Genomic DNA, 19488 nt, shown 5'->3' with positions numbered 1-19488 from the left:
TATAAAGGAAGGCACGCAAATGAATATATTTAAATTGAAAACAGATAGTAATGAAATATTTAAATTGACTGTATACAATTATGAAAATCAAACTCATAAGAAATCACCTTATTATGATATGAGTGGTAAAGAAGGGAGATACTATGCAGTATGTCCTTCATGTAATAATCCAATTCAAATATATAAACTCTACAAAGATACAACAGAAGGGCAGGGGCTACATGCTAGGCATTTTGGTAAAAGTATTAGAGGTTTAGCAGTTTATAATGAAGAAAGATATCTAGCTTGTGAATTAAGTAATCCAGAGTCATTTGGTGGGGAGACTAAACGTAAAAATAAAGAAAAATCTAATGAATTATTAACATTGATAAAAGATTATCCAGATGTATTATTTAATGAAATAAGAAAAATATCTGGTATTGGTTTTTCTTACAAAAAATTTGATATGATGCTAAAACACTTTATGAAATCGGAAGGTTACTATTACAATGCGATAAATAAATTTAATTTACCATATGGCTTTTTATATATGCAAAAATCTATAAATTTATATCGTGGATTTCTTCATAAATATAGTCCTCATTTTAATGAAATAAAAGAAGCAATTCAAAATAGCAAGTACCACACTGTTATTGAGGAAGAGATTAAAAAGAATATTGAGGATTACGCAGCATTAGATTTTTATTTAACAAATCATTCGGTCAAAGGAACAGAAGAAACAATTGAATTGAGAATTGTTGAATCCGCTGAGGACTACGAAAACATCATATTTAGAAAGAAAATTCCAGTGGATAAATTCTCCTTTATGAACAAAGTTTCAAAATTGAAAGATAGATCAAATGAAACTAAAGATAGGGAAAAATGGAGACAAAAATTACAAGCAATAGTAGACGAATATATAAGTAGATAAGAATAAGCATTCAAGAAATGAACAAGTAAATATAATAAGGTCCTATTTTGATAGGACTTTTTTATTTGTCGAAAAAAAACGAACAAAAATAAATAAAAACACTTGATTTAAGTAACTTAAAACATTAAAATAAAAGTAACTTAAATCAAGAAAGGAGCTAAAATGCAAAAACATGGAGGTAAAAGAGAAGGCGCTGGTCGCCCATCTCTTGGAATTACTAAAAAAGTTTCCATCACTTTACCAGAAGAAGCCTGGAAACGTATTGAAGATAGCGAAAAACCCTATTCACAGTTCTTTAGGGATGTAACGCTAAAAGAATTGAAAAAGTAAAAGTATATAAGAAAAAGCCCTTCCCAGGTCTGCCAACTTAGTAAGGACTTTTTCAAAACCTATAAACTTTGATTCAAGAAAGGATGAATTGTGTTGACAAAACCCTTTTTAAAAATCAAAAGTGGTGAGTTAATTTTAACACAACCTCACCACAAATTTAAATCCTCCAAAAAATTTTACTCTTTTATTTCAGAAAATTACAAAAAGTTAAATCGTTATTTTGATATTGAAGAGAATGTTTCCGATCAGATTTGGTTTTATGGTTTCCTTGCAACCTCCATTTTTATGATGCTTTTCACCTACTTATTTTCGGGTATCCTATATGGATTTTAGAGGGAAGCCATATGGAAGAACGCCTATTTTCAAAACAATCCCTCTAGAAAGGAGATAACACATTGATTCAATCAATAAAGAATACCATGCAATTTATTGGTTTGGTTTTAATTAGTGCGTTGATTGCTGTCAGCTTAGTGAATTAGTCCTTTAGAAAAGAAAGGAGCAATCACATGGAAGATTACAAATGTAGAGCATGTGGAGAGATCGCCGCGGAAGGATTTGCGTTAGGAAGACTATGTTATTACTGCATTGAAGAAGTTGTTATTTACATGAAAAAACAGATAGAAGACAAAGAGAGTTCTTGTACGCATGGAGATAATCAAACAATTGAAATCAAGGGAACAGATGAATCTATAACGGTTTGTCATGAGTGTGGAGAAGAATTATAAAAGGGAGGCAAGAAAATGAAAATCGGTGTATCTGTATGGAGAGTTCTTTGCAAAGAAACAAAGTTGAAATTACTTCAAAATGCTATGCAAGAAAGCAAAAGCCGCTTTCCCAAAAAATTAGCCCTTTCCATTGCTATAAAGCAACAGAAAGGGGAAGTGTGATGAGTGATCGTATTGGTGAAGGGCACAAGAAATAAGATGCCTTCAAAAATATTTTAGCATGTTCATGTAAGAAATAAAGGGGGAATTTAATGTGATGAAAACAGTTCAATTGTTGAAAAATGAAGAATTTGAAATTGGTACAACAGATAAAAACGGGCACAAATTAAGACAGTCTGATTTTGTTGTCACACAAGATAATTTTGAGGGTATTAGTATTTGTCAAATCCTATACAACAGTATTGCAAAAGAGTTTGTGGCCATGAGTGATTCTAATTGGTGGATACCGTATCATGATTTATCTGTTGCAACCGAAAGGCTAGATTATGTCATTGCAAAAGAGTTTTGGGGGCTAGAAAAATGCGGTACATATTGGGGTAAGAATCGTACACCATTTATTAGAATGCCGATTGAATATTTCAATCCTGTTGAGGATTCCACTTTTATTCTTGAAAAGTTAGGGCGGCAATATGAAGACATATTGAGCGTAAAAGAAAATGGGTGCTGGTACCTAACGGTAAACAAGAAAATATATAGCGAAAAGCGTCTTGGGATAGCCGTTTGCTTAGCCGCTGTTGATACTGTAAAAAACAAGAAGTAGGGATTTGATTTTTAAGGAAGAAATATAAATTCAAATTATAAATAGGGGGAATTAAGATGTTACATGCAGTTATGCAAGAGCAACAGTATTGGAAAGGTCAAAAGCAGAAGTTTCGAAAAGAAAATAAAAAATTATTGATTTCTTTAGAACCACATTTATATGAAAGGTTGGAAGAATTAGCACTTTATAATGAAAGCTTAGATCAAATCGCATTAGAGTTAGTAACAGAAGGGTTAGACTATATTTATATGGAGGATGTACCTGTTCAGCAGTCTCATGCTTTTCAGCATTTTATCGAATTTGAATTAACACCTTTTCAACATAAGCTCTTACAACAATTAGCGATCAAACGAGGATGTTCAGCAAGAAAAATGGCATATACAATATTACGTTTTATGCTCAAAACAAAGTAAAAGAATCCAATCATAAAAGAAGGATTCTTTCACCAGGTAATCGTTGGCAAATGACTTCACCGAAGGAATTGAGTCTGGTACACTCAATTCCTTTTTTATGTTATAAAAAAGAATGTAATTTGTCAAAAAGCATTTGTTATAGAATAACAAATGCTTTTTGTTGAACTTGAATTGAACACTTTCAGAAAGTATTTATATTGTTTGCCTTTTTCTCTTGAAAAATTGTACCCTCAATCACTAATTTTAACATAGAATATAGAAAATGTAGCGTTTTAATATCAAAAAACCTATTGGTTTTATATGGATTATTTCTTTATAATAATGAAAGGCAGTTCCCGAATGTAAATAGGCTCTCATGCAAAAAGCAAGAGAGCCTATTTACATAAAAAAAGATTGGATATTTGCCAACCTTTTTCGAGTAAGGGGTTTAATGACAGCTTGTTACTACAACTCGTTTTTATTTTAAAACAATTAATCAGAAAATTCAATCTAGGTTGTTTTTGCCCAAATCCCCGAAAGGGGGCATTAGCTAAATTTATTTCAAAAATACAACTTATATTTATTTGAAACATGTCAATTAAACTGTATATGTTTTGACATATTCATTTTTAAAAGAAGTAAAAACCTTTATTTTAAAGTATTTTTTGATACTTTTTTTGCTATTACCCCTTTTCGGGGGGATGGGCAAAGAAACCCATATAGGGGAAAAACGAAAAAGGACGCTTAACCCCATAGAGTTAAACGCCAAAAGTGAATAGATAAATTAAAATAAGTACATAGAAGGGGAGTGATTCCCTTACTTATTATGAGTATATCATAGAATCATGTTATAAAGAAAAACGAATAATAGTTAAGGTGGTTAAGTGATGAGGGGAAAGGTAGAGTAAGAGAATAAAGATCAGGAATCAAAATAAGATTCTAGAAAAAAATTACATGGAAACACTTGTTTGATTAGGCGAAATTTGAGATAATATAGGTACGTGAGTAATTACTATCTAGGGTAGATATCGTTTGATAACGTGGTCGACAGCACTTTCTAATAAGTGTACAAAGAAATATTGTCGAATTATAAAGGAATTTTTTAATTTATATCGAATACAAAATACGACACGGAGTTTTGTAGATGATAAAGTTTTCGTATAAGAAGGACTCAGAGAAAACAGAAATATCTTTTCATGCTAATTTTGAGGTTTTTATTTCTGCTGTATTTGGGTCTACTGGATTGTTTGAAGTTATCAAACAATTATTGAACATATAGCAATTTGAAAAGGGAATGTGGAGATAATCCATGTTCCTTTTTGTATGTAATGCTATCATTATAGAAGGGGAAATTTATTAAAACTAAGGGGGATGAAATAAATGACTATTGATATAAGAAGGGTATTTCCTAAGTTTTATCGTGTTATTCCAGTAGAAGTACAAGAAGATAATGGGGAATCTAGAGAATATTCTTGTTTAGCTGATGAAAGAGGCACTGTTTATTCAAAAGAAGATGTAAAAGCATTGTTTGAGGAAATTAAAGAGTTTTATATGCGTGAAGATATGCCTAATATAGATGACTACAATAAACATATGCAGTTATTAGATTATATGAGGTGTGTATCTATTTCATTAGAAGAAGATGAAACGGGTAAATATTTAATTCCTAAGGCTAGGTATACATATAAAAAGTTTAATAGTGATAAAAGAAATTGGTCTTTTAAGTGTAATTGGTGTGGTGAGAAGGTATCTAGTAAGACTGATGAAGGTTACTATTCAGCATATGACCGTAATTTTAAAGTTGATAATTTTGATAGAGGTTGTTCGGAGGATTGTGCTAAGTTAATTTGGAAAGACAATTTTAAACATTGGGCACATGAACATGGGTATAGTAAATTCTTTGCATAAACAAGAAATTCCCCTACCAATCAATTAAGATCAGTAGGGGAAAGTATGGAGATAGGTTGTTTTTGCCCAAATCCCCGAAAAGGGGGAATTAACTAAATTTATTTCAAAAATACAACTTATATTTATTTGAAACATGTCAATTAAACTGTATATGTTTTGATACTTTTTTTGCTATTCCCCCTTTTCGAGGGAATGGGCAAAGAAACCCATCTAATGTTTTTTCTCAATATAGCTTTTCATATTTTTGAATTATAATATAATTAATTCTTTTTATTTCTATATCTGTCTCTTATCTTCCTGTTATGAATCCTTATTGAATTAAGGATTCTTTTTTTATCCTCATTTGTTGATCTAATCGATATTTTCCCATTGCTTCATAAATTAAAAGGTCTAATTTTTGACTAAAATCAATCACTTTTTTATGGCTAAATCCATATTTTTTTACTAGATAGCTCAATTCTTTTTTTGATCTTCGATCATGTCATGTAGTAATCTCATATCCACCTTTTCCTTTAAACTCCTTTATACATAGAATCTCGAAAAAATTGCAAACAAAAAACAAGGCTGAAACCAGCCTTGTCCTAAAGGAAAAAAACTAACTCTTATATAAAAGGGTACATTATGTATGGGAATTTTCGAAGTGTATATCCCATAAAAGGATAAAAAAGTTATTATTGTAATATTTTTAAAGGTTTTTTACTTTATAAAGAAACAGTCGAAATTGCTTGTTTATAAAGGAACTGTTGCTTGCCATTGCTTAAAACTAGTACCGAAAATTTATCAACAGCGATAATTTTTCCAGGTACTCTGACACCATTTATTAGAAAAATCGTTACTTCTTTCTTCTCTTCTATTAATTTTTCATAAAATTTTTCTTGTGTATGCATCATTTAGATGGTTGCAACTCCTCTCCTTTTTTGGAACGGTTCATAGCTTCTAAGAATACATATTCTTTTACTGTTAGTTTAACTGTTGGACAATATTCAACCTTTGATAATTCATGAAATAAAGAAAGATTTTTGTGTAGTTTTTGAATCATTGCGTCTAAAGTGATGTCTCCTACACCATACTCGATGACTGGATTTAAAAATACGTCTACATCTATTAAACTTGGTTCAATTAGGGAAATAATCTCTTGTACCTTTGGTAAAATAATTGTTTCATAACGTTGTTTGAATAGTTCTAAGTCCTCTGGTGCGGGTTCATTCTCACATAACTTTTTAAAAGATATTACACGAATGTCATTTCGTAATGAATCAATACGCTCTTCATAAAAAGCTTTGTCAAATCCTTCTTTATCAGCAACATCATAATGAAGTTCTGTTTGTGATCTACGTTTTTTCTTATAAGAATCCATAAGGATTTTCTCTTTTGCATTAAACATCATGATAAAAACAGTACGCTCTAAATTCATGACTTGGTTTGCTACGCTTAATGTTTCATCTAATACTTTTGCGCGCTCTTCTTCACTTAACTTTTTTATAGAGGATGGAACAAGGTTTTTGACATTCTCAAACGACTCGGAATTAATAATGTGTTGAAGAGAAAATTGAGCAACCTCTGGTAAACAAGGATCAGTTGTTTTGTCTAAGAGTAACAAATCTTTAATCGTTCGCACTGTATTTTTGATCTCTTTTTGAGCTTGTCGAACTTTTTCTATGCTTCTTTCTATGTATTCAGGTTGTTTAAGACGATTGAAAATATATTCTCTTCTTTCTTCAAAATGTTGCTGTAAAAGTGACATAGTTGTTTCCCCTCTCTAAGTGTCTTACGGTTTTAAAATCCTTCTCATGGATGCAAAAGGAACAGTATAATTATAACATTTTATACTTTGATATGATTTTAAAATTCTTATATTTCGGAAATTTCGAGAAGACGCTTCTTTTTCGTGTTGTACTTGCACAAGTTTCATACTGTCGGCATATAGCTAATAGCGTAAAGCACGCTGATAGCTAATGATTAAAAATGTGGCCTAAAAGGGTCATTTTTTTATGGGAAAAGTGATATTACCGCTCATATCGATTAAATAAAAAAGTAGAGAATTTTTTTGTATAAAAAGGTGAATAACGTACAAACAGAAAGGAATACGTTTTAGTAATACCGATATTATCGGTCACATCGGGGAGGGTGAACAGAATGGAAAGATCAAAGTTTAGTAAACCTGTAGCATTTAATAAGAAGAATGAAAAGGATCGGATCATGTTACAGCATGTAAAGCGTAAAAATTTTTCGGGTTATGTAAAGAAATTAATCTGGAACGATATACCCGATAAACATAAAAAAATAACATGCGAAGAGGATAGAAAACAAGTACCTTTACCAATTCGACAAGACGAACAGGGTGTAACAGGAAAGAAGAAATTAAGTGCCGCGGCACGTATTGAACAAATCAAGGCGCAAACAAAAAGACAGGAGCCTTCAAAAAGCTCACTGCCTGTATTTTTACCCAACAAAAACATTAACAAGTGATCCAATAATCGCGCCTACAGCGACAGCAATTGCAACATGCATATCGTTAGACCTCCTACTTTTCATTTATAAGTAGTATGTGTAGTTCTTTTAAAATTATACGAGGGGTGTTGCATCATGACTAAGACAGAAACGATTTCTTTTCGCTCTTTTATGGACCAAAGTTATAAAAAGAAAGCACATAAAGAAACAAATAGTAAGAACGTACTTAAAAAGGTTTTTACCGCTACAGGGAGTTCATTAATATTAATACTTCCAAAGGTAACATTTGCCGCGGGAGTTAACGCGACGTTTGGCAATGTTCATAGTGCCATTATGAACGGGTTTGATGCGGGCGTAGTTTTAGTTATTATCTTTTCGGGCGCGGCCTGGGCATTGGGTCACCGTACAAAGGCAATAGAAATTTTAATTGGTGCATGTTGTGGGTATATCTTGGCTAGACATGCGGTTGACATAAGAGACTTTTTAAAGGGAATTTAAAAGGAGGGGTCCTTGTGAAATTCATTTTAGAAGGTGGAAAAATGATTGCGGCTAATACAGCTGGGTATATTGGAGAAAAGGCAAAAGAGGGTTCTTTTTTAGATCAATTAAATAATTTTAGTGATGCTATTGTAGGTAAGGAAATGGAATGGATTTTCAAGCCAGTTGGTGAATTTATGGTTGATATAGTAAGCGAATTAGGTCATTGGTTTATTCTAAATTTGCCCGATATTATGGGATATGGTGCATTGGTGACAGCTGGATTTATCATGATAGGTTCAATGACAAACAAAGGCGGAATGATGAAGCCGCTTGCCTATTTTGCAGGCGGACTTATCTTAGCAATATGTATATTAGGAGGGGCCTAAAAATGATACAGGGAGAAGGCTTTATTATATGCGATAAAGAAAATACAAACCTTCCTGTTTTGGCACAAAATGAATATTTGCCAGTATTATATGAACCTAAGAAAATAAAAAAATCTTGGTTTAAAAGAAAAGAGATATATTCTTTAAAACAATTTTTACAAGTAGAAAAAAATAAAATGGTTGTATATCGGATTATTCCTCATGCGGATGTATCTAATAATACAAAGCGTTTATGGCGGGCGATCCATAAGATGTATGAAATGTACGAAAGTATGGGAAGTCGTATAGAAAGAAAAGGGATTGCATTTCATTATCGTGAAAAGGACTATTTCTGGTTTGATGTTGTTTTCAAACAGGAAAAGGGCCAGAAGAAAATTGAATTTTATGTAGCAACTAGCGAATATCAAGCATTAAAGCTCAAAAGAAAACTAGAGAACAAAATGAGTGTGACAATTAAAGAAGCGGAAATATCAGATTTGCAAATTTCTAATGAAAATACAATCGTACAAGAAATGCGATATTTGAAACATGATATCTTTTCCTTAAATACAAATAGCAACGATACAAAAACGCCTATTGGTAATATTTTAAGTGTTATTGATGAACTAAGTTATGATGGAGACATTTGCCGATTGAGTATCTGTAATGAAGCGGAAAACCGTCAGAAATGGGTGAAAAACGCTTCCTGGGCCATTGAAAAGTTAAAGAAGGGGAAACCACCCCAACGGGTTAATATGAGCGGCAAACGACTTGTAACAGGGGCTAAAATTGGTGTTGCGGCTGTTGTTAATGAAATAAATGATTTGTTAACTGATACATTCCAGGCGTTCTCGAACGCTTTTTTTAAATCAGATAAAAAATTTAGCAAAGAGCACATCATTAAAAAGGCACATACAACCGCTGATGAAGTTGGAACAAATCGAGTGAGTTATGACAAAGGAAATCAGCCTGTTTTTAAAACGCGTATACGGGTGGCCTCACATTCCCATGATCGGTTAACCAGGGAGACAATGGGGGAAACCTTAGCACTTTCTATGATGGATTTATCAGAAACGAATGAACTACATGGCGTAAAAATAAGAATGAGAAAACGCCAAACAGAAATATTACAGGAATTAAATACATTCGAACTATCAAGCAAGACAAAGTTTGATCCGAATGTAAATTTGATGAGTACCGATGAAATGAGCAAATTAGCTTTGCAAATGCCTGTAAAAGAGTTGCAACGAAAATATGCAGATGCATTGAGTGTAAAAAAGAAAGTTGAAATTGAGATACCAGCGATTATGCGGGATGAGAAAGGAATATTTTTGGGACATTCGGAATTGAAAGATCAAAAAATACCAATCTATATGCCAATAGATAATCCAGATAATTTTTATAGAGGTTACGTCTTTATAGGAGGACAGGGGGCTGGTAAAGATACAGCAATTAAGAATTTTGTTATTGAGGGAAATACAAAACATAAGATTAGTTTTATCATACCAGATGCAATTGTAGAAGAAGGTGGGCGGGGTATGGCAGACGGGATTCGTGATGCATTACCACCAGAAAACATTATTGATCTGGATTTAAACGACAGTGATTATATCCCACCTCTAGATTTAACAGAAGTAATTACAAAGCTAGGGCGGAACGGTGCTTCAAGATTTGCGGATGAAATGATTGATTTCATGCAAATTGAAGGATTAAGTCGAAGTGAAAAATATTTAACGGATGCGGCCAAAGCAAGTAAAGGAAGTTTATTTAATATTAAACGTATTATAGAAGATGAGGACTTTCGGGTGAATCGTATTCAAGAATTAGTGAATGAAGGGAATTTGCGGCTTGCAAATGAGCTGATACAGTGGGGAGATAATGAGCAATTAGGGAATAAGTGTGATCCCATCATAACCAGATTAAACCGCTTTTTTGGGAATGAAAGATTGTATGATATTTTTGCACAAGACCCATTAAAAGAACTTGATTTTGGTAAATGGATGCAAGAAGGAAAAGTTATTATTTTAAGAGTTCCAAATGCTAGGGGATTAGGAGAACATGCAGTAAAAACCCTCGTTCACTGGATCACACTAAAAACCTTCATGACCAGGTTATTAATGACTAAAAAAGAGCAAGAAAATGGGGCGTTTATCATTTTTAATGAACCCGAACAATATGAAAGTGAAGGATTAACTAAATTGATGGGTAGAGTGGGTACAGAGGGCAGAAAAGAGAGACTAGGAAGCATCTATGCATTTCATCATTGGAACAAATTGAAACCGTCATTACAAGAGAATTTACAAGGTGGCGGCGTACAACAGTTCCTATTTATGAACGATCATACAAAGACATTTGAATTATCTAAGTATCGATTTGAGGATACAATTTCACTAGAACAAGCATTTAAAATACCAGCACATCACGCAATTATCAGTGTAAGAGCTGGGGGAGAAATGCAACCATCGTTCATTTGTAAAATGGCGCCACCGGTTAAAAAAAACTATGATAATAGTTTTCTAACAAAAAGGCATTCTCGCATGTATGGCCGATCCTGGACCGATTTACAAAAACAGTACGGATAAAGCAAAGGCACAAGGGCAATGGTTCTTGTGCCTATTCACATTTTCCAAAAATCATGTGGTTGTGCGTAGGGGTCTATTTTTCTAATAACTTTCAAAAGTTTTTTCATTACAAGAGGTGTTGGAATATACGTTTTGTCACGACAAGCCTTTGTCATTGTTGGTAAAGAAATACCCGCAGTACGTGCGATTTTTTGTTGTTCTATTCCATGACGATCCAGCCATTTTTTTAATATGGTTTTATTATCTTTGAAAAACACTTTTCATCTCTCCTAAACTTGTATAATTTGGTTACAAGTTTGGACAGATTTTTTAGAATCTATTCTATAGAGTTTAATATTTTTTTAAATATGGGGAGAAAGTAGAATTTTTATGAAACAATCAAACGAACGATTCTTTTAATTTTTATCTAGTAATCTGGTATACATATAATGCAAAGATTTGACTTACGCATCATACAACAAATCTTTGCAAGGCGGTTTCCAGAAAAAAATTGACATTTACATGCAAGAAAATATAAAAAAAGAGTTGAATTGCAAAACAGCAAATTAGCATTTAGTTTTGAAGAAAAATAATTTGTGTTGTTAGAACAAAAATAAAGACGCATGATGTGTAAGTTATCAAGATCTAATTTATAAAAATAGTATTAAAACACTGCCTCTGTTAGATTTACAGGCATTTTCACCCAACATAACTGATTAAAATGTCGAGAAGTATATCTTTTAGAAAGATTTTAAAGGCTTTTAAGTATAAATGTTTTGTTTTTTAGGAGAAGTTTGTTTGCGGTATTTCACTGAGTGTAATTTTTTAGTGTTAAAATGGTAAGTTGTTTTTTGCTGTTCTATGGTCTTGTTATGTATTATTATAGGAATTTGTTTTTAAACGGTGTATGAATATAATATAATTTTATTAAATTAAAAATATATTAGCTATTTTAGGAGGGTTATATGCTTGAATCGTCATTGTAATAAAACAAAAGAAATCTTAAAAAAACTTTCAGTAATTTTGTTAATGTTTGTGTTATTATTTGACATTACAATAATTAAAAATTTAATAAAAGAACTTTTACTCTTTTCTAAAAACTTTCATTTATTAGATTTTGAACTTGCTCAGGCTAAACAAACTTATTTCTTTCTTAGAAAATACGCATTATTATGCTTAATACTGTGTATTATTTTTTTCATAGGGATTAAAGTTTATTTGCTTATTAGAAATTACTTCAATAGTCCTAAAAAATTGGAATTAAATAATTTTGAAGATAGTCTGTATAAATATATTACTGATAAATCTAATGCAAAAGGGTACTTAGTGACAGGTGAATGGGGAAGTGGAAAAACTCATATAGTTAACGAGTTTTTTGATAAATATTATAGGTTTTCTAATAAACCTATATACCGTATTTCTTGCTTTGGTCTGGATTCAAGAAAGTTTATGTTAGATGAAATAAAAAATCAAATTGAAGTAAATGATAATTCTTTGTTTAACTGGGTGCAATATATTCCAGCAATCGGTAAACCAATTTTCAGCATGTTAAAAGGCTCTTATAGTTTAAATAGCATACCTAAAGGATCGGTTTTTATATTTGATGATTTTGAAAGGATTACTTCTTTAGGTATAAATACAGATGAAAGATTACAGAAATCATATAAGAAAAACAGTTTTATGTTACGCAGTGATGGTTATAGACAAATTAGTGAGTTTGAAGAAATAGACAAAGAATTTAAAAAAATAGAGCAGGCATTCGAAAAATATGATAATCATAAGAATATAACAGCTATTAATGATAATTTGCAAAAGTACAATGTTGCAACAGGATTGATTAATGAACTAATAGAGAATTATAAAGTTAAGGTTATTGTTATATGTAATATTGATATCTTAGGGTATGGTTTTGTAGATAAAGTTTTTAGAGGTAAATTAGATTGTATTACTTATAATAAAAGTGTTGATGGAGACTCAATTAAAAGTATTTTTGATAGCACATTTGAAAATCAAGTCTTTGCAAGCAAAGCTATTAAAGAATTGGTAGCACCTGTAATTGAAAATCTAATAATAGATTTTGAGAAAGTATGGTCTCCAAATGATAATAGTAACCTTAGAGAAGTTAAGTCAGTAATTCAAGCATTTTTAGATACCACAAATATTATTGGGTCTAACGTTAATTTGAATAAGGATTATTTATTCTCACTTTTCTATAGTATTTACACTGTTAGAGTATTAAGAGATGAAAAACAGTTGAGTAATTTGGATAATTTTTTAATCGGTGGTAATCTTGCTTTCTTTTTGAAATTATACAGAAAAGACTCTTTGTATAATTCATTGAAATTAAGTGATCATTTTGATGGTCTAAAGTGGACAGGTATATCTATAGCGGGTTTTTGGATGCTTAATATGAAAAAAACAACCAATTCAGATGATCTAGTAAGATCCTATGTAGATTATAAATATAATGATTTAGAAGTAGCTCTTCTCAAACTAGATGGTAATAATTGGGATGGAGGGGGATTTTTATATGAACATGTAGGATATGTTATTAGATGTGAGATGCATAAACGAGAAAATGAATCTAATAATCAGATGGATGCATTAAGTGGTTATATAAGAGCGAATATAAAATCTATCCTTGAATATAATCAGGATTCTGAACAAGAAATCGAGAAGAAGGTCCGAGATCTTTTGGTTAATATCGATACCGTTTTAGGAGGAGCATACAACCCTCCGCTCTTAGAAAAATGGTGGACAGCAATATATGAATATTCAAAAGTTGAATCTATCCTTGAAGAAAATATAAATATGGTAGAACTTTATAATAATTTTGTTCAGCAAAAGAAAATTACAGAAGAGGCGGTAGCTGGAGCTTAATAGTAAAATCAAAATGATAATAATACTCTTTTTTAAGGTGATATTATTAAATAGCATAAGAAAAAAACGCTTCATTTTTTTCTTATGTAATTCGTGTATTTTATGTAAGTGCTCATAATTGAAGGTAATATTTACATAGAGTCAATAAAGAGAGCACTTGTTATATATAATAAGTGCTCTCTTTTATTTATAGCATTTTGTGACAATGTATAATAAAATCAGTATCCTTATCTGTATAACTAATCTAATATGTATAAGAAAAGAGGATATACGCTCATATATTGAACGTAATATCCTCTTATTAGTTTAGTCTATTTAACCGTTTTCATCATACGTCCTTATTTTTTGAAAAGAGCCTAGACCAGAATCCTTGTTTTTGCTCTTGGGTGGACGCTATAAGTTTTTGTGATTCACGCATTTCATCAAAATCTCGTTTTAATTGTTCATATTGCAATAATAGAGTTTTATTTAACTCGTTAGCGGACTGTAACTCTTGGAGAATTTGTTGATTTGTTTTCTCTTGCTCTTGAAGTTGTCTCATGAAAGTTTCTAACGTTTGAGCGACTTGTGAGCTAGTCAAAGTTAGTTCGTTTTCTCGATGAGCGGGGGGCGCCCAATCGCTCGTTTTTTCTTTGAACTCCTCTACAACAGCTGTTGCAGCCTCTTCTTTTTTTACTTTTTGTTTTTTGGTCAAATACCTATACTTTTCTAATGCTTGTATATCATGAGCGGTAAATGCACGACTGTCATTTGCCCCTTTTGCGAATTCATACCCGCTCACTTCTAGTTCATTCGCCCAGCGCTTTAAAGTGCTATCAGATATTTGTAGTTTTTCAGATACTTCATGTGTCCAGTAAGCGCGTTCTTGTGATGTTGTATCATTCATATATTTATCCTCCCTCGCTCAAAGGTCGTTCAATTCCAATTTTGAAGTGTAATCTTTGTTTAATCAAGTCTTTGTAAGTATTTTCTTTAATAATCTTCATGGTTTTCAAATCAATACAAAGATAATCCTAATAAAAAAAGAGTTGCTCTTATAAAGAACAACTCTTTTTGATTGCGTTATGCATATGGATCATCTTCTAAATTATTCAGTTTATTCCATGATGTATTTTCTTCTTCATCATTGGATTCCCCAGGATTCGTTATCTCTTGACTTGTTTCGATATGCGTTTGATCCGAAACAGGTGTATGAACAGTTTTTGAAACTTCATCATGTCTGATTGGTAAAGGCTGTGTTTCGTTATCCAATTCAAATGTATATTTACGTGGTAAAATTTCCGCTACATCTTTATTACCAACTTGTTTATGAAGTTGTTGCGCCGCATACAAAAAGAACATTGTAAGATCACTTTGTTTGTTAATAAAATCGATCATTTCTGGTGAAATGTCTTTTTTGATATAGACATTTGCTCTATCACCAGCTTTGTATATTTTACGAGCCATTATTTTTCACCGACAGGAGCAAGCGCTTTTTCTTTTAATTCTTCAAATCTTGGTGAGCATGTGTACACAAGCAATCCGCGTGCATTTACGAAAAGTGGGTCTTTTAAGAAAATAACATTTGTTAAACGTCCTTTTTGTTCTAAAATTTGCTGTAGGCTCTCTTTTACAATTGCCGCACCGCCACCGTAAATGAATACATACGGATCGTCTTTCATATCATCAATTTTATTAATAATATCAGTTGCGATTCGAGTGGCTAAACCTAGTAATGCGCCGCGTGATGCCTCTTTTAAACGAATATGACGAGGATGTTCAGAATCTAGATAAATAGCGTTAAATTCAGCAATACTGTCTATTGTCTTTTGTTTATTGTTTAAGTTCCAAACCTTGATAATATCAAGTAAAGTTTCTTTCACTCCATATGGTAAACCACGACTCATTTTATGTTTAAAACTAACACCATGAGAAACAACTTCTTCTGTCGTACCAGCGCCAATATCGAAAGATAATATTGTTTTGTCAACAAAGTCTATTTCTGTAGTTTTGCCTTCTGTAGCTTCTACTTTTCTTTTGATGGTTTTACCTTTTTCATCATAAACGATTCCCCATGAACCCGCCGCGCCTTCTGGTAAACACTTGCAAAATTCAATTTGAATATTAACTACTACTTCACGTCCGCTTGGATGGTGGAATTTTACCGTATGATGATTCATATAACGCTCTACAAATTCTTGTGCTGTTTGAGGCGTAATTGTTGCGACAGGTAGTGCAACAGAAAGATCATAAGTCACATCAACTTTATTTTTATTTGGATGTTTTTTCATAGCGCTAATTGCTAAACCAGCTAATGTAACAAGGAGCACAAGATCATCTTTCGATTTGTCGGATTTCTTTTCCATTTCAATGCCCTTAATATTTTCATCAATCACTTTTTGACCAATGATATAACGCATATTATTTGCTTTTAAGGTAGGTGATGAAATGGTCACATCAATGTTATTTTCTAATTCCTCTACAGAAATATCTTCCTCACTTAAAATGTTTGTTGCTTCTCCAATATGATGCGCATAAATACTTGGTATGAATAAAGGATCAAGACCTAATACATTTAACTTTAATCCACTGTTTCCCGCATCTCCACCAGCTTTAAGAATTACCATATATAAAAACCTCCTAAAGATTATTTTATCGATTAACTTAATTCCATTATATGCTAAACACGTTTAATAAGTCAATACAATTACACATAAATTAATACAATTTAACACAAGTCAATACAAAAATATCGGCAAAAATCCATAAAAATCATTAAAATACAAGTATTTTTCATGTTGATTCATCTTCACTTGTATTCATTTGTATTGACTTTTATTGATTTTCGACGGTAGTGACGCTATCAGCAACCCTCCAACTTGCCATCTTATGAGGCTGTGGAATAGTTTGTAACTCTACTACACGTTATGCAAACGGTCTAGGTGACCTCTAACCTCAAACGTAGGTTACTATAGGCAGGCTGACAACTGCCCAACACAAGAAGTCATGCTTCTCATGTCATTTTATGATGGTACTCTATTCCCATTTGTCTTAGGTTTATTGCTCCAATCCTATCGTCATTGGATTGGTATTGACATATTGTGCAACAAAATATATGTGCTTTCTTATTACGATTATTTTTGTTTATATTTCCACACTTTGGACACTTTTGACTTGTATATGCAGGGTTAAATGCAATGACTTTTATATTGTTCATAACCCCTTTATACTCAAGCATTTGTCGTAGTTGGTAAAAAGACCATGATAGACGATAGTATCTGTTGCGTTTCCAGACAGATGTTGTTAGGTTTATACCTGTTAAATCCTCAATTGCAATCAACGAATGTTCTCCTGCAAACTGGATAAGTGCCTTAGACAATACATGATTTGCATTTGTCATGAAACGGTTTTCTTTTCCACTTACTTTTTGGAGTTTTCGTTTTGCAGATTTTGTGCCGCAGGCTTGCAATCCTTTCCGTAAACGAACGTACCTTGCTGTTGTTTCTTTTATTAGTTTCCCACTTTTAAACAAGTGTTTATCGTTACTGTCAATAGCGGTAGCTAAAAAACGCATACCAAAATCAACACCTACGATATTTTTTATCGTGGAAACAGAGTGGAATGTTTTTTTTACTGCAAAATGCAAAAAGAATTTTCCTTTTTTGTATACAAGTTTAGCCGATCCGAATTTCCAAGAGCCATCAAAGTAGTGTTCTAGGCCTTTTGTAATAAATGGAATTTTAATGCGACCTTGCAATGTACCAACACTTACTAACCCATTTTTTGAAAATGAGTAATCATGTCCATATGAATATTGCTGATTAGGTCGTTTATATTCTATCAATGTACTCTTACCTTGCTTTTTTAAAGCGGCGTAGCCCCCCGCAACAATTCTACATACATTACAAGCCATTTGGGATTTCAAACCAAACTGTTCTCGTAGTTCTGCGTACACTAACTTTTGTAAGGGTTTAAAGTGAGGTGGCAAAGCGCTATTATATGCCATTTTTGATGCATGATTTAATGCTTTTCGGTTTGCATGTAAAGTATCTTGTAACAACAATGCTTGTTCATTTGTTGGCAGTAATTTGGTTTTTGCTGTAAGAATAAGGATTATTTTAATCACCTCCTTAACAAATAAGAATATAACATTTTTTGAAAAATAAGAAAATTTAAATCAGACAGAAATGATACATGTGAAAGATTGTTTCAATTAATTAATAAACAGCGGGAATGGAGCCCCCCACTGTTTAAAGTTTCATTTTACTACAAAATTGAACGTATCTATGCAGGGCCTCAACGCTTTTCAATCCCAAAAATGCTTTGATTTCAATGGGTTTCATGCCATTCTGTAGCGCATTTAATATAAAACGATTCCGTAACATAGTAGGCGTTATATGGATTTCAGCGCGTTTCGCTTCTTTCTGTAACATGCGTTGTACAGCGATTCGAGTTAAAGCGGCGGGTTGATCGTTTTCATAGTCCCAGCGGAATGTTTGCGGGGCGAAATCAAATGCCACAAAGAAGGGATCACCCGTTTGTTGGCGCGGTCTAACAAGATTAGGAATCGTGTTGTAATAAGATAAGGCAAGTTTTACATGCTCTTTTGAAAGGGTAATAGATCGTTTATGGGCGTGTAGCCCTCCTGGGGTAATCGTATTCGTCCCAAAGTGTACATCATGCATAGAAAGCGTGAGTATGTCCTGGATGGATAGTCCGTAATCTAACATGAAATGAATCAATAAAAGGTTACGTTCTAAAATAAACTTTCTTCCTGATGTCTGGTAGTCCGTTAATCCGTTATAACTACGCATGACGCGGAATAGCTTTTTAATTTCTTTGTCCGATGCAAAGTGTTTAGAAGTCAGTCCAGGAGGAGAGACATCACTTTTTAAGTCCTGGGCCGCGCCATGAAATTGTAAAAAATTGATCAGAATGCCTCGTACACGTTTAATATTAGAAATCGAAGCGCCACGTTCCTTTTTAAGGGTTGTTAAGTATCTATCCAATATATTTGTATCAAAAGGTTGAAAAAACGATTCTGGAGGCGATTTGACGTGTTTCTGAATCCATGATGTAAAAAGTGTGAGATCGTAGCGGTATTGTTTCACTGTGGAGGATTTTCGGCCATGTTTTAACAGATCAGAAAGGAAAATATCAACAGAAAGGTCCCAAGTCATTTTTATTTACCCCTTTGTCCTAAAAATTGTGTACCGCAATTGTATACGAGAACCATATAAACAAGCAATAGGGGATTCTAGGTCGTGATATTTTTTTTGGCTTGTGTTGAATGCAGGAGCCAAGACGTTGCGGGGCTACGCGGAGACATATGGGCCTCGCTAGACAGGTCGTGATGTTGTGAAGTAGGAGGATATGTGGATGTATTGTGATAAGTGGAAGGCGAATGATGGGCCAATGTTGAGGGAGGACGATATGCGAGGAATGGGAATGGCCGCCGCCCCGCCTACGTAGTTTTATGAAAATCTGCCTGTCAATGGAATCTGATTCATAGCTGAATCAAGATACCCTTAACAGGAGAGCTTCGTTTTTCTTTTACTTTATGTATGTAGAAAAATACTAGGGTTCATGTACATAACACCTACTTTATGCTTATGCCGAAGCGATGCCGATTTTCACAATGTATACACCACATAAGAATCACATTTGCATCACTTTGACATAACATAGACATCAGTGTTTTTACTGTATATTTAGACAGAATTAGAAATGATAATAGGTAAACGATC

At 32.7% G+C, this 19488-nt stretch carries 21 protein-coding genes and 1 pseudogene; 13 read left to right on the top strand and 9 right to left on the bottom strand.

Features of this window, described 5'->3' with window-relative positions:
- Positions 1–19: 19 nt before the first annotated feature.
- From ACS2MN_RS28940 to ACS2MN_RS28905, 8 genes are all read left to right on the top strand, one after another.
- Positions 20–910 (top strand): hypothetical protein, encoded by an 891-nt coding sequence (locus tag ACS2MN_RS28940; RefSeq protein ID WP_438894836.1) that lies wholly within the window; start codon positions 20–22, stop codon positions 908–910.
- 162 nt (positions 911–1072) lie between these two features.
- Positions 1073–1240: a hypothetical protein gene (locus tag ACS2MN_RS28935; protein WP_023441362.1), complete on the top strand. Its 168-nt coding sequence runs from the start codon at positions 1073–1075 to the stop codon at positions 1238–1240.
- A gap of 90 nt (positions 1241–1330) precedes the next feature.
- A complete protein-coding gene (locus tag ACS2MN_RS28930) occupies positions 1331–1573 on the top strand; it encodes a DUF3961 domain-containing protein (RefSeq protein WP_438894835.1) in 243 nt (80 codons plus the stop codon).
- 173 nt (positions 1574–1746) lie between these two features.
- On the top strand, positions 1747–1965 hold the full coding sequence (locus tag ACS2MN_RS28925; RefSeq protein ID WP_438894834.1) for a hypothetical protein: 219 nt from the start codon (positions 1747–1749) through the stop codon (positions 1963–1965).
- A gap of 15 nt (positions 1966–1980) precedes the next feature.
- Positions 1981–2127, top strand: a complete 147-nt coding sequence (locus ACS2MN_RS28920; protein WP_000690449.1) for a hypothetical protein — start codon at positions 1981–1983, stop codon at positions 2125–2127.
- 94 nt (positions 2128–2221) lie between these two features.
- Positions 2222–2725, top strand: coding sequence for a hypothetical protein (locus ACS2MN_RS28915; protein WP_438894848.1), 504 nt, complete (start codon positions 2222–2224; stop codon positions 2723–2725).
- Between the two features lie 56 nt (positions 2726–2781).
- Positions 2782–3138 carry a hypothetical protein gene (locus ACS2MN_RS28910; protein WP_000902064.1) on the top strand — a complete coding sequence of 119 codons (357 nt, stop codon included), beginning with the start codon at positions 2782–2784 and terminating at the stop codon, positions 3136–3138.
- Between the two features lie 1359 nt (positions 3139–4497).
- The gene (locus tag ACS2MN_RS28905) at positions 4498–5025 is read left to right on the top strand and encodes a hypothetical protein (RefSeq protein ID WP_000150974.1); all 528 of its coding nucleotides are present in this window, start codon (positions 4498–4500) and stop codon (positions 5023–5025) included.
- A 310-nt stretch (positions 5026–5335) separates the two neighbouring features.
- Here the strand turns inward: ACS2MN_RS28905 and ACS2MN_RS28900 are convergent.
- From ACS2MN_RS28900 to ACS2MN_RS28890, 3 genes and pseudogenes are all read right to left on the bottom strand, one after another.
- A pseudogene (locus ACS2MN_RS28900) lies at positions 5336–5505 on the bottom strand (aspartyl-phosphate phosphatase Spo0E family protein).
- Positions 5506–5726: 221 nt separating this feature from the next.
- On the bottom strand, positions 5727–5912 hold the full coding sequence (gene hfq, locus ACS2MN_RS28895) for an RNA chaperone Hfq (protein ID WP_086404307.1): 186 nt from the start codon (positions 5910–5912) through the stop codon (positions 5727–5729).
- Positions 5912–6769: a hypothetical protein gene (locus tag ACS2MN_RS28890; RefSeq protein ID WP_438894833.1), complete on the bottom strand. Its 858-nt coding sequence runs from the start codon at positions 6767–6769 to the stop codon at positions 5912–5914. The genes hfq and ACS2MN_RS28890 overlap by 1 nt, the downstream gene beginning before the upstream one ends.
- A 392-nt stretch (positions 6770–7161) precedes the next feature.
- Between ACS2MN_RS28890 and ACS2MN_RS28885 the strand changes: the two genes are divergently transcribed.
- From ACS2MN_RS28885 to ACS2MN_RS28870, 4 genes are all read left to right on the top strand, one after another.
- Positions 7162–7494 carry a hypothetical protein gene (locus ACS2MN_RS28885; RefSeq protein ID WP_438894832.1) on the top strand — a complete coding sequence of 111 codons (333 nt, stop codon included), beginning with the start codon at positions 7162–7164 and terminating at the stop codon, positions 7492–7494.
- A gap of 117 nt (positions 7495–7611) precedes the next feature.
- The gene (locus tag ACS2MN_RS28880) at positions 7612–7974 is read left to right on the top strand and encodes a glycosyltransferase (RefSeq protein ID WP_438894831.1); all 363 of its coding nucleotides are present in this window, start codon (positions 7612–7614) and stop codon (positions 7972–7974) included.
- Between the two features lie 14 nt (positions 7975–7988).
- Positions 7989–8342 (top strand): hypothetical protein, encoded by a 354-nt coding sequence (locus ACS2MN_RS28875; RefSeq protein WP_000668764.1) that lies wholly within the window; start codon positions 7989–7991, stop codon positions 8340–8342.
- A 2-nt stretch (positions 8343–8344) separates the two neighbouring features.
- Entirely contained in the window at positions 8345–10903 is a 2559-nt protein-coding gene (locus tag ACS2MN_RS28870; protein WP_438894830.1) for an ATP-binding protein, read from the top strand.
- A 35-nt stretch (positions 10904–10938) separates the two neighbouring features.
- On the opposite strand, the gene ACS2MN_RS28865 is transcribed toward ACS2MN_RS28870, so the two are convergent.
- Positions 10939–11160, bottom strand: coding sequence for a helix-turn-helix domain-containing protein (locus ACS2MN_RS28865; protein ID WP_000465160.1), 222 nt, complete (start codon positions 11158–11160; stop codon positions 10939–10941).
- A gap of 691 nt (positions 11161–11851) precedes the next feature.
- Between ACS2MN_RS28865 and ACS2MN_RS28860 the strand changes: the two genes are divergently transcribed.
- Positions 11852–13762, top strand: a complete 1911-nt coding sequence (locus ACS2MN_RS28860) for a P-loop NTPase fold protein (RefSeq protein ID WP_438894829.1) — start codon at positions 11852–11854, stop codon at positions 13760–13762.
- 328 nt (positions 13763–14090) lie between these two features.
- On the opposite strand, the gene ACS2MN_RS28855 is transcribed toward ACS2MN_RS28860, so the two are convergent.
- The 5 genes from ACS2MN_RS28855 to ACS2MN_RS28835 form a co-directional block, all read right to left on the bottom strand.
- Positions 14091–14648, bottom strand: coding sequence for a MerR family transcriptional regulator (locus tag ACS2MN_RS28855; RefSeq protein WP_438894828.1), 558 nt, complete (start codon positions 14646–14648; stop codon positions 14091–14093).
- A 176-nt stretch (positions 14649–14824) separates the two neighbouring features.
- Positions 14825–15208 carry a hypothetical protein gene (locus ACS2MN_RS28850; RefSeq protein ID WP_438894827.1) on the bottom strand — a complete coding sequence of 128 codons (384 nt, stop codon included), beginning with the start codon at positions 15206–15208 and terminating at the stop codon, positions 14825–14827.
- On the bottom strand, positions 15208–16368 hold the full coding sequence (locus ACS2MN_RS28845) for a ParM/StbA family protein (protein ID WP_438894826.1): 1161 nt from the start codon (positions 16366–16368) through the stop codon (positions 15208–15210). Before ACS2MN_RS28845 ends, ACS2MN_RS28850 begins: the two co-directional genes overlap by 1 nt.
- Before the next feature lie 386 nt (positions 16369–16754).
- A complete protein-coding gene (locus ACS2MN_RS28840; protein WP_438894825.1) occupies positions 16755–17867 on the bottom strand; it encodes an RNA-guided endonuclease TnpB family protein in 1113 nt (370 codons plus the stop codon).
- 124 nt (positions 17868–17991) lie between these two features.
- Complete coding sequence (locus ACS2MN_RS28835; RefSeq protein WP_438894824.1) at positions 17992–18921, bottom strand: tyrosine-type recombinase/integrase; 930 nt, start codon at positions 18919–18921, stop codon at positions 17992–17994.
- Positions 18922–19488: the final 567 nt, after the last annotated feature.

The organism is Bacillus cereus group sp. BceL062, from assembly GCF_051780025.1.
Lineage (GTDB): Bacteria > Bacillota > Bacilli > Bacillales > Bacillaceae_G > Bacillus_A > Bacillus_A toyonensis.
This window is presented reverse-complemented; position numbering and strand designations above follow the sequence as displayed.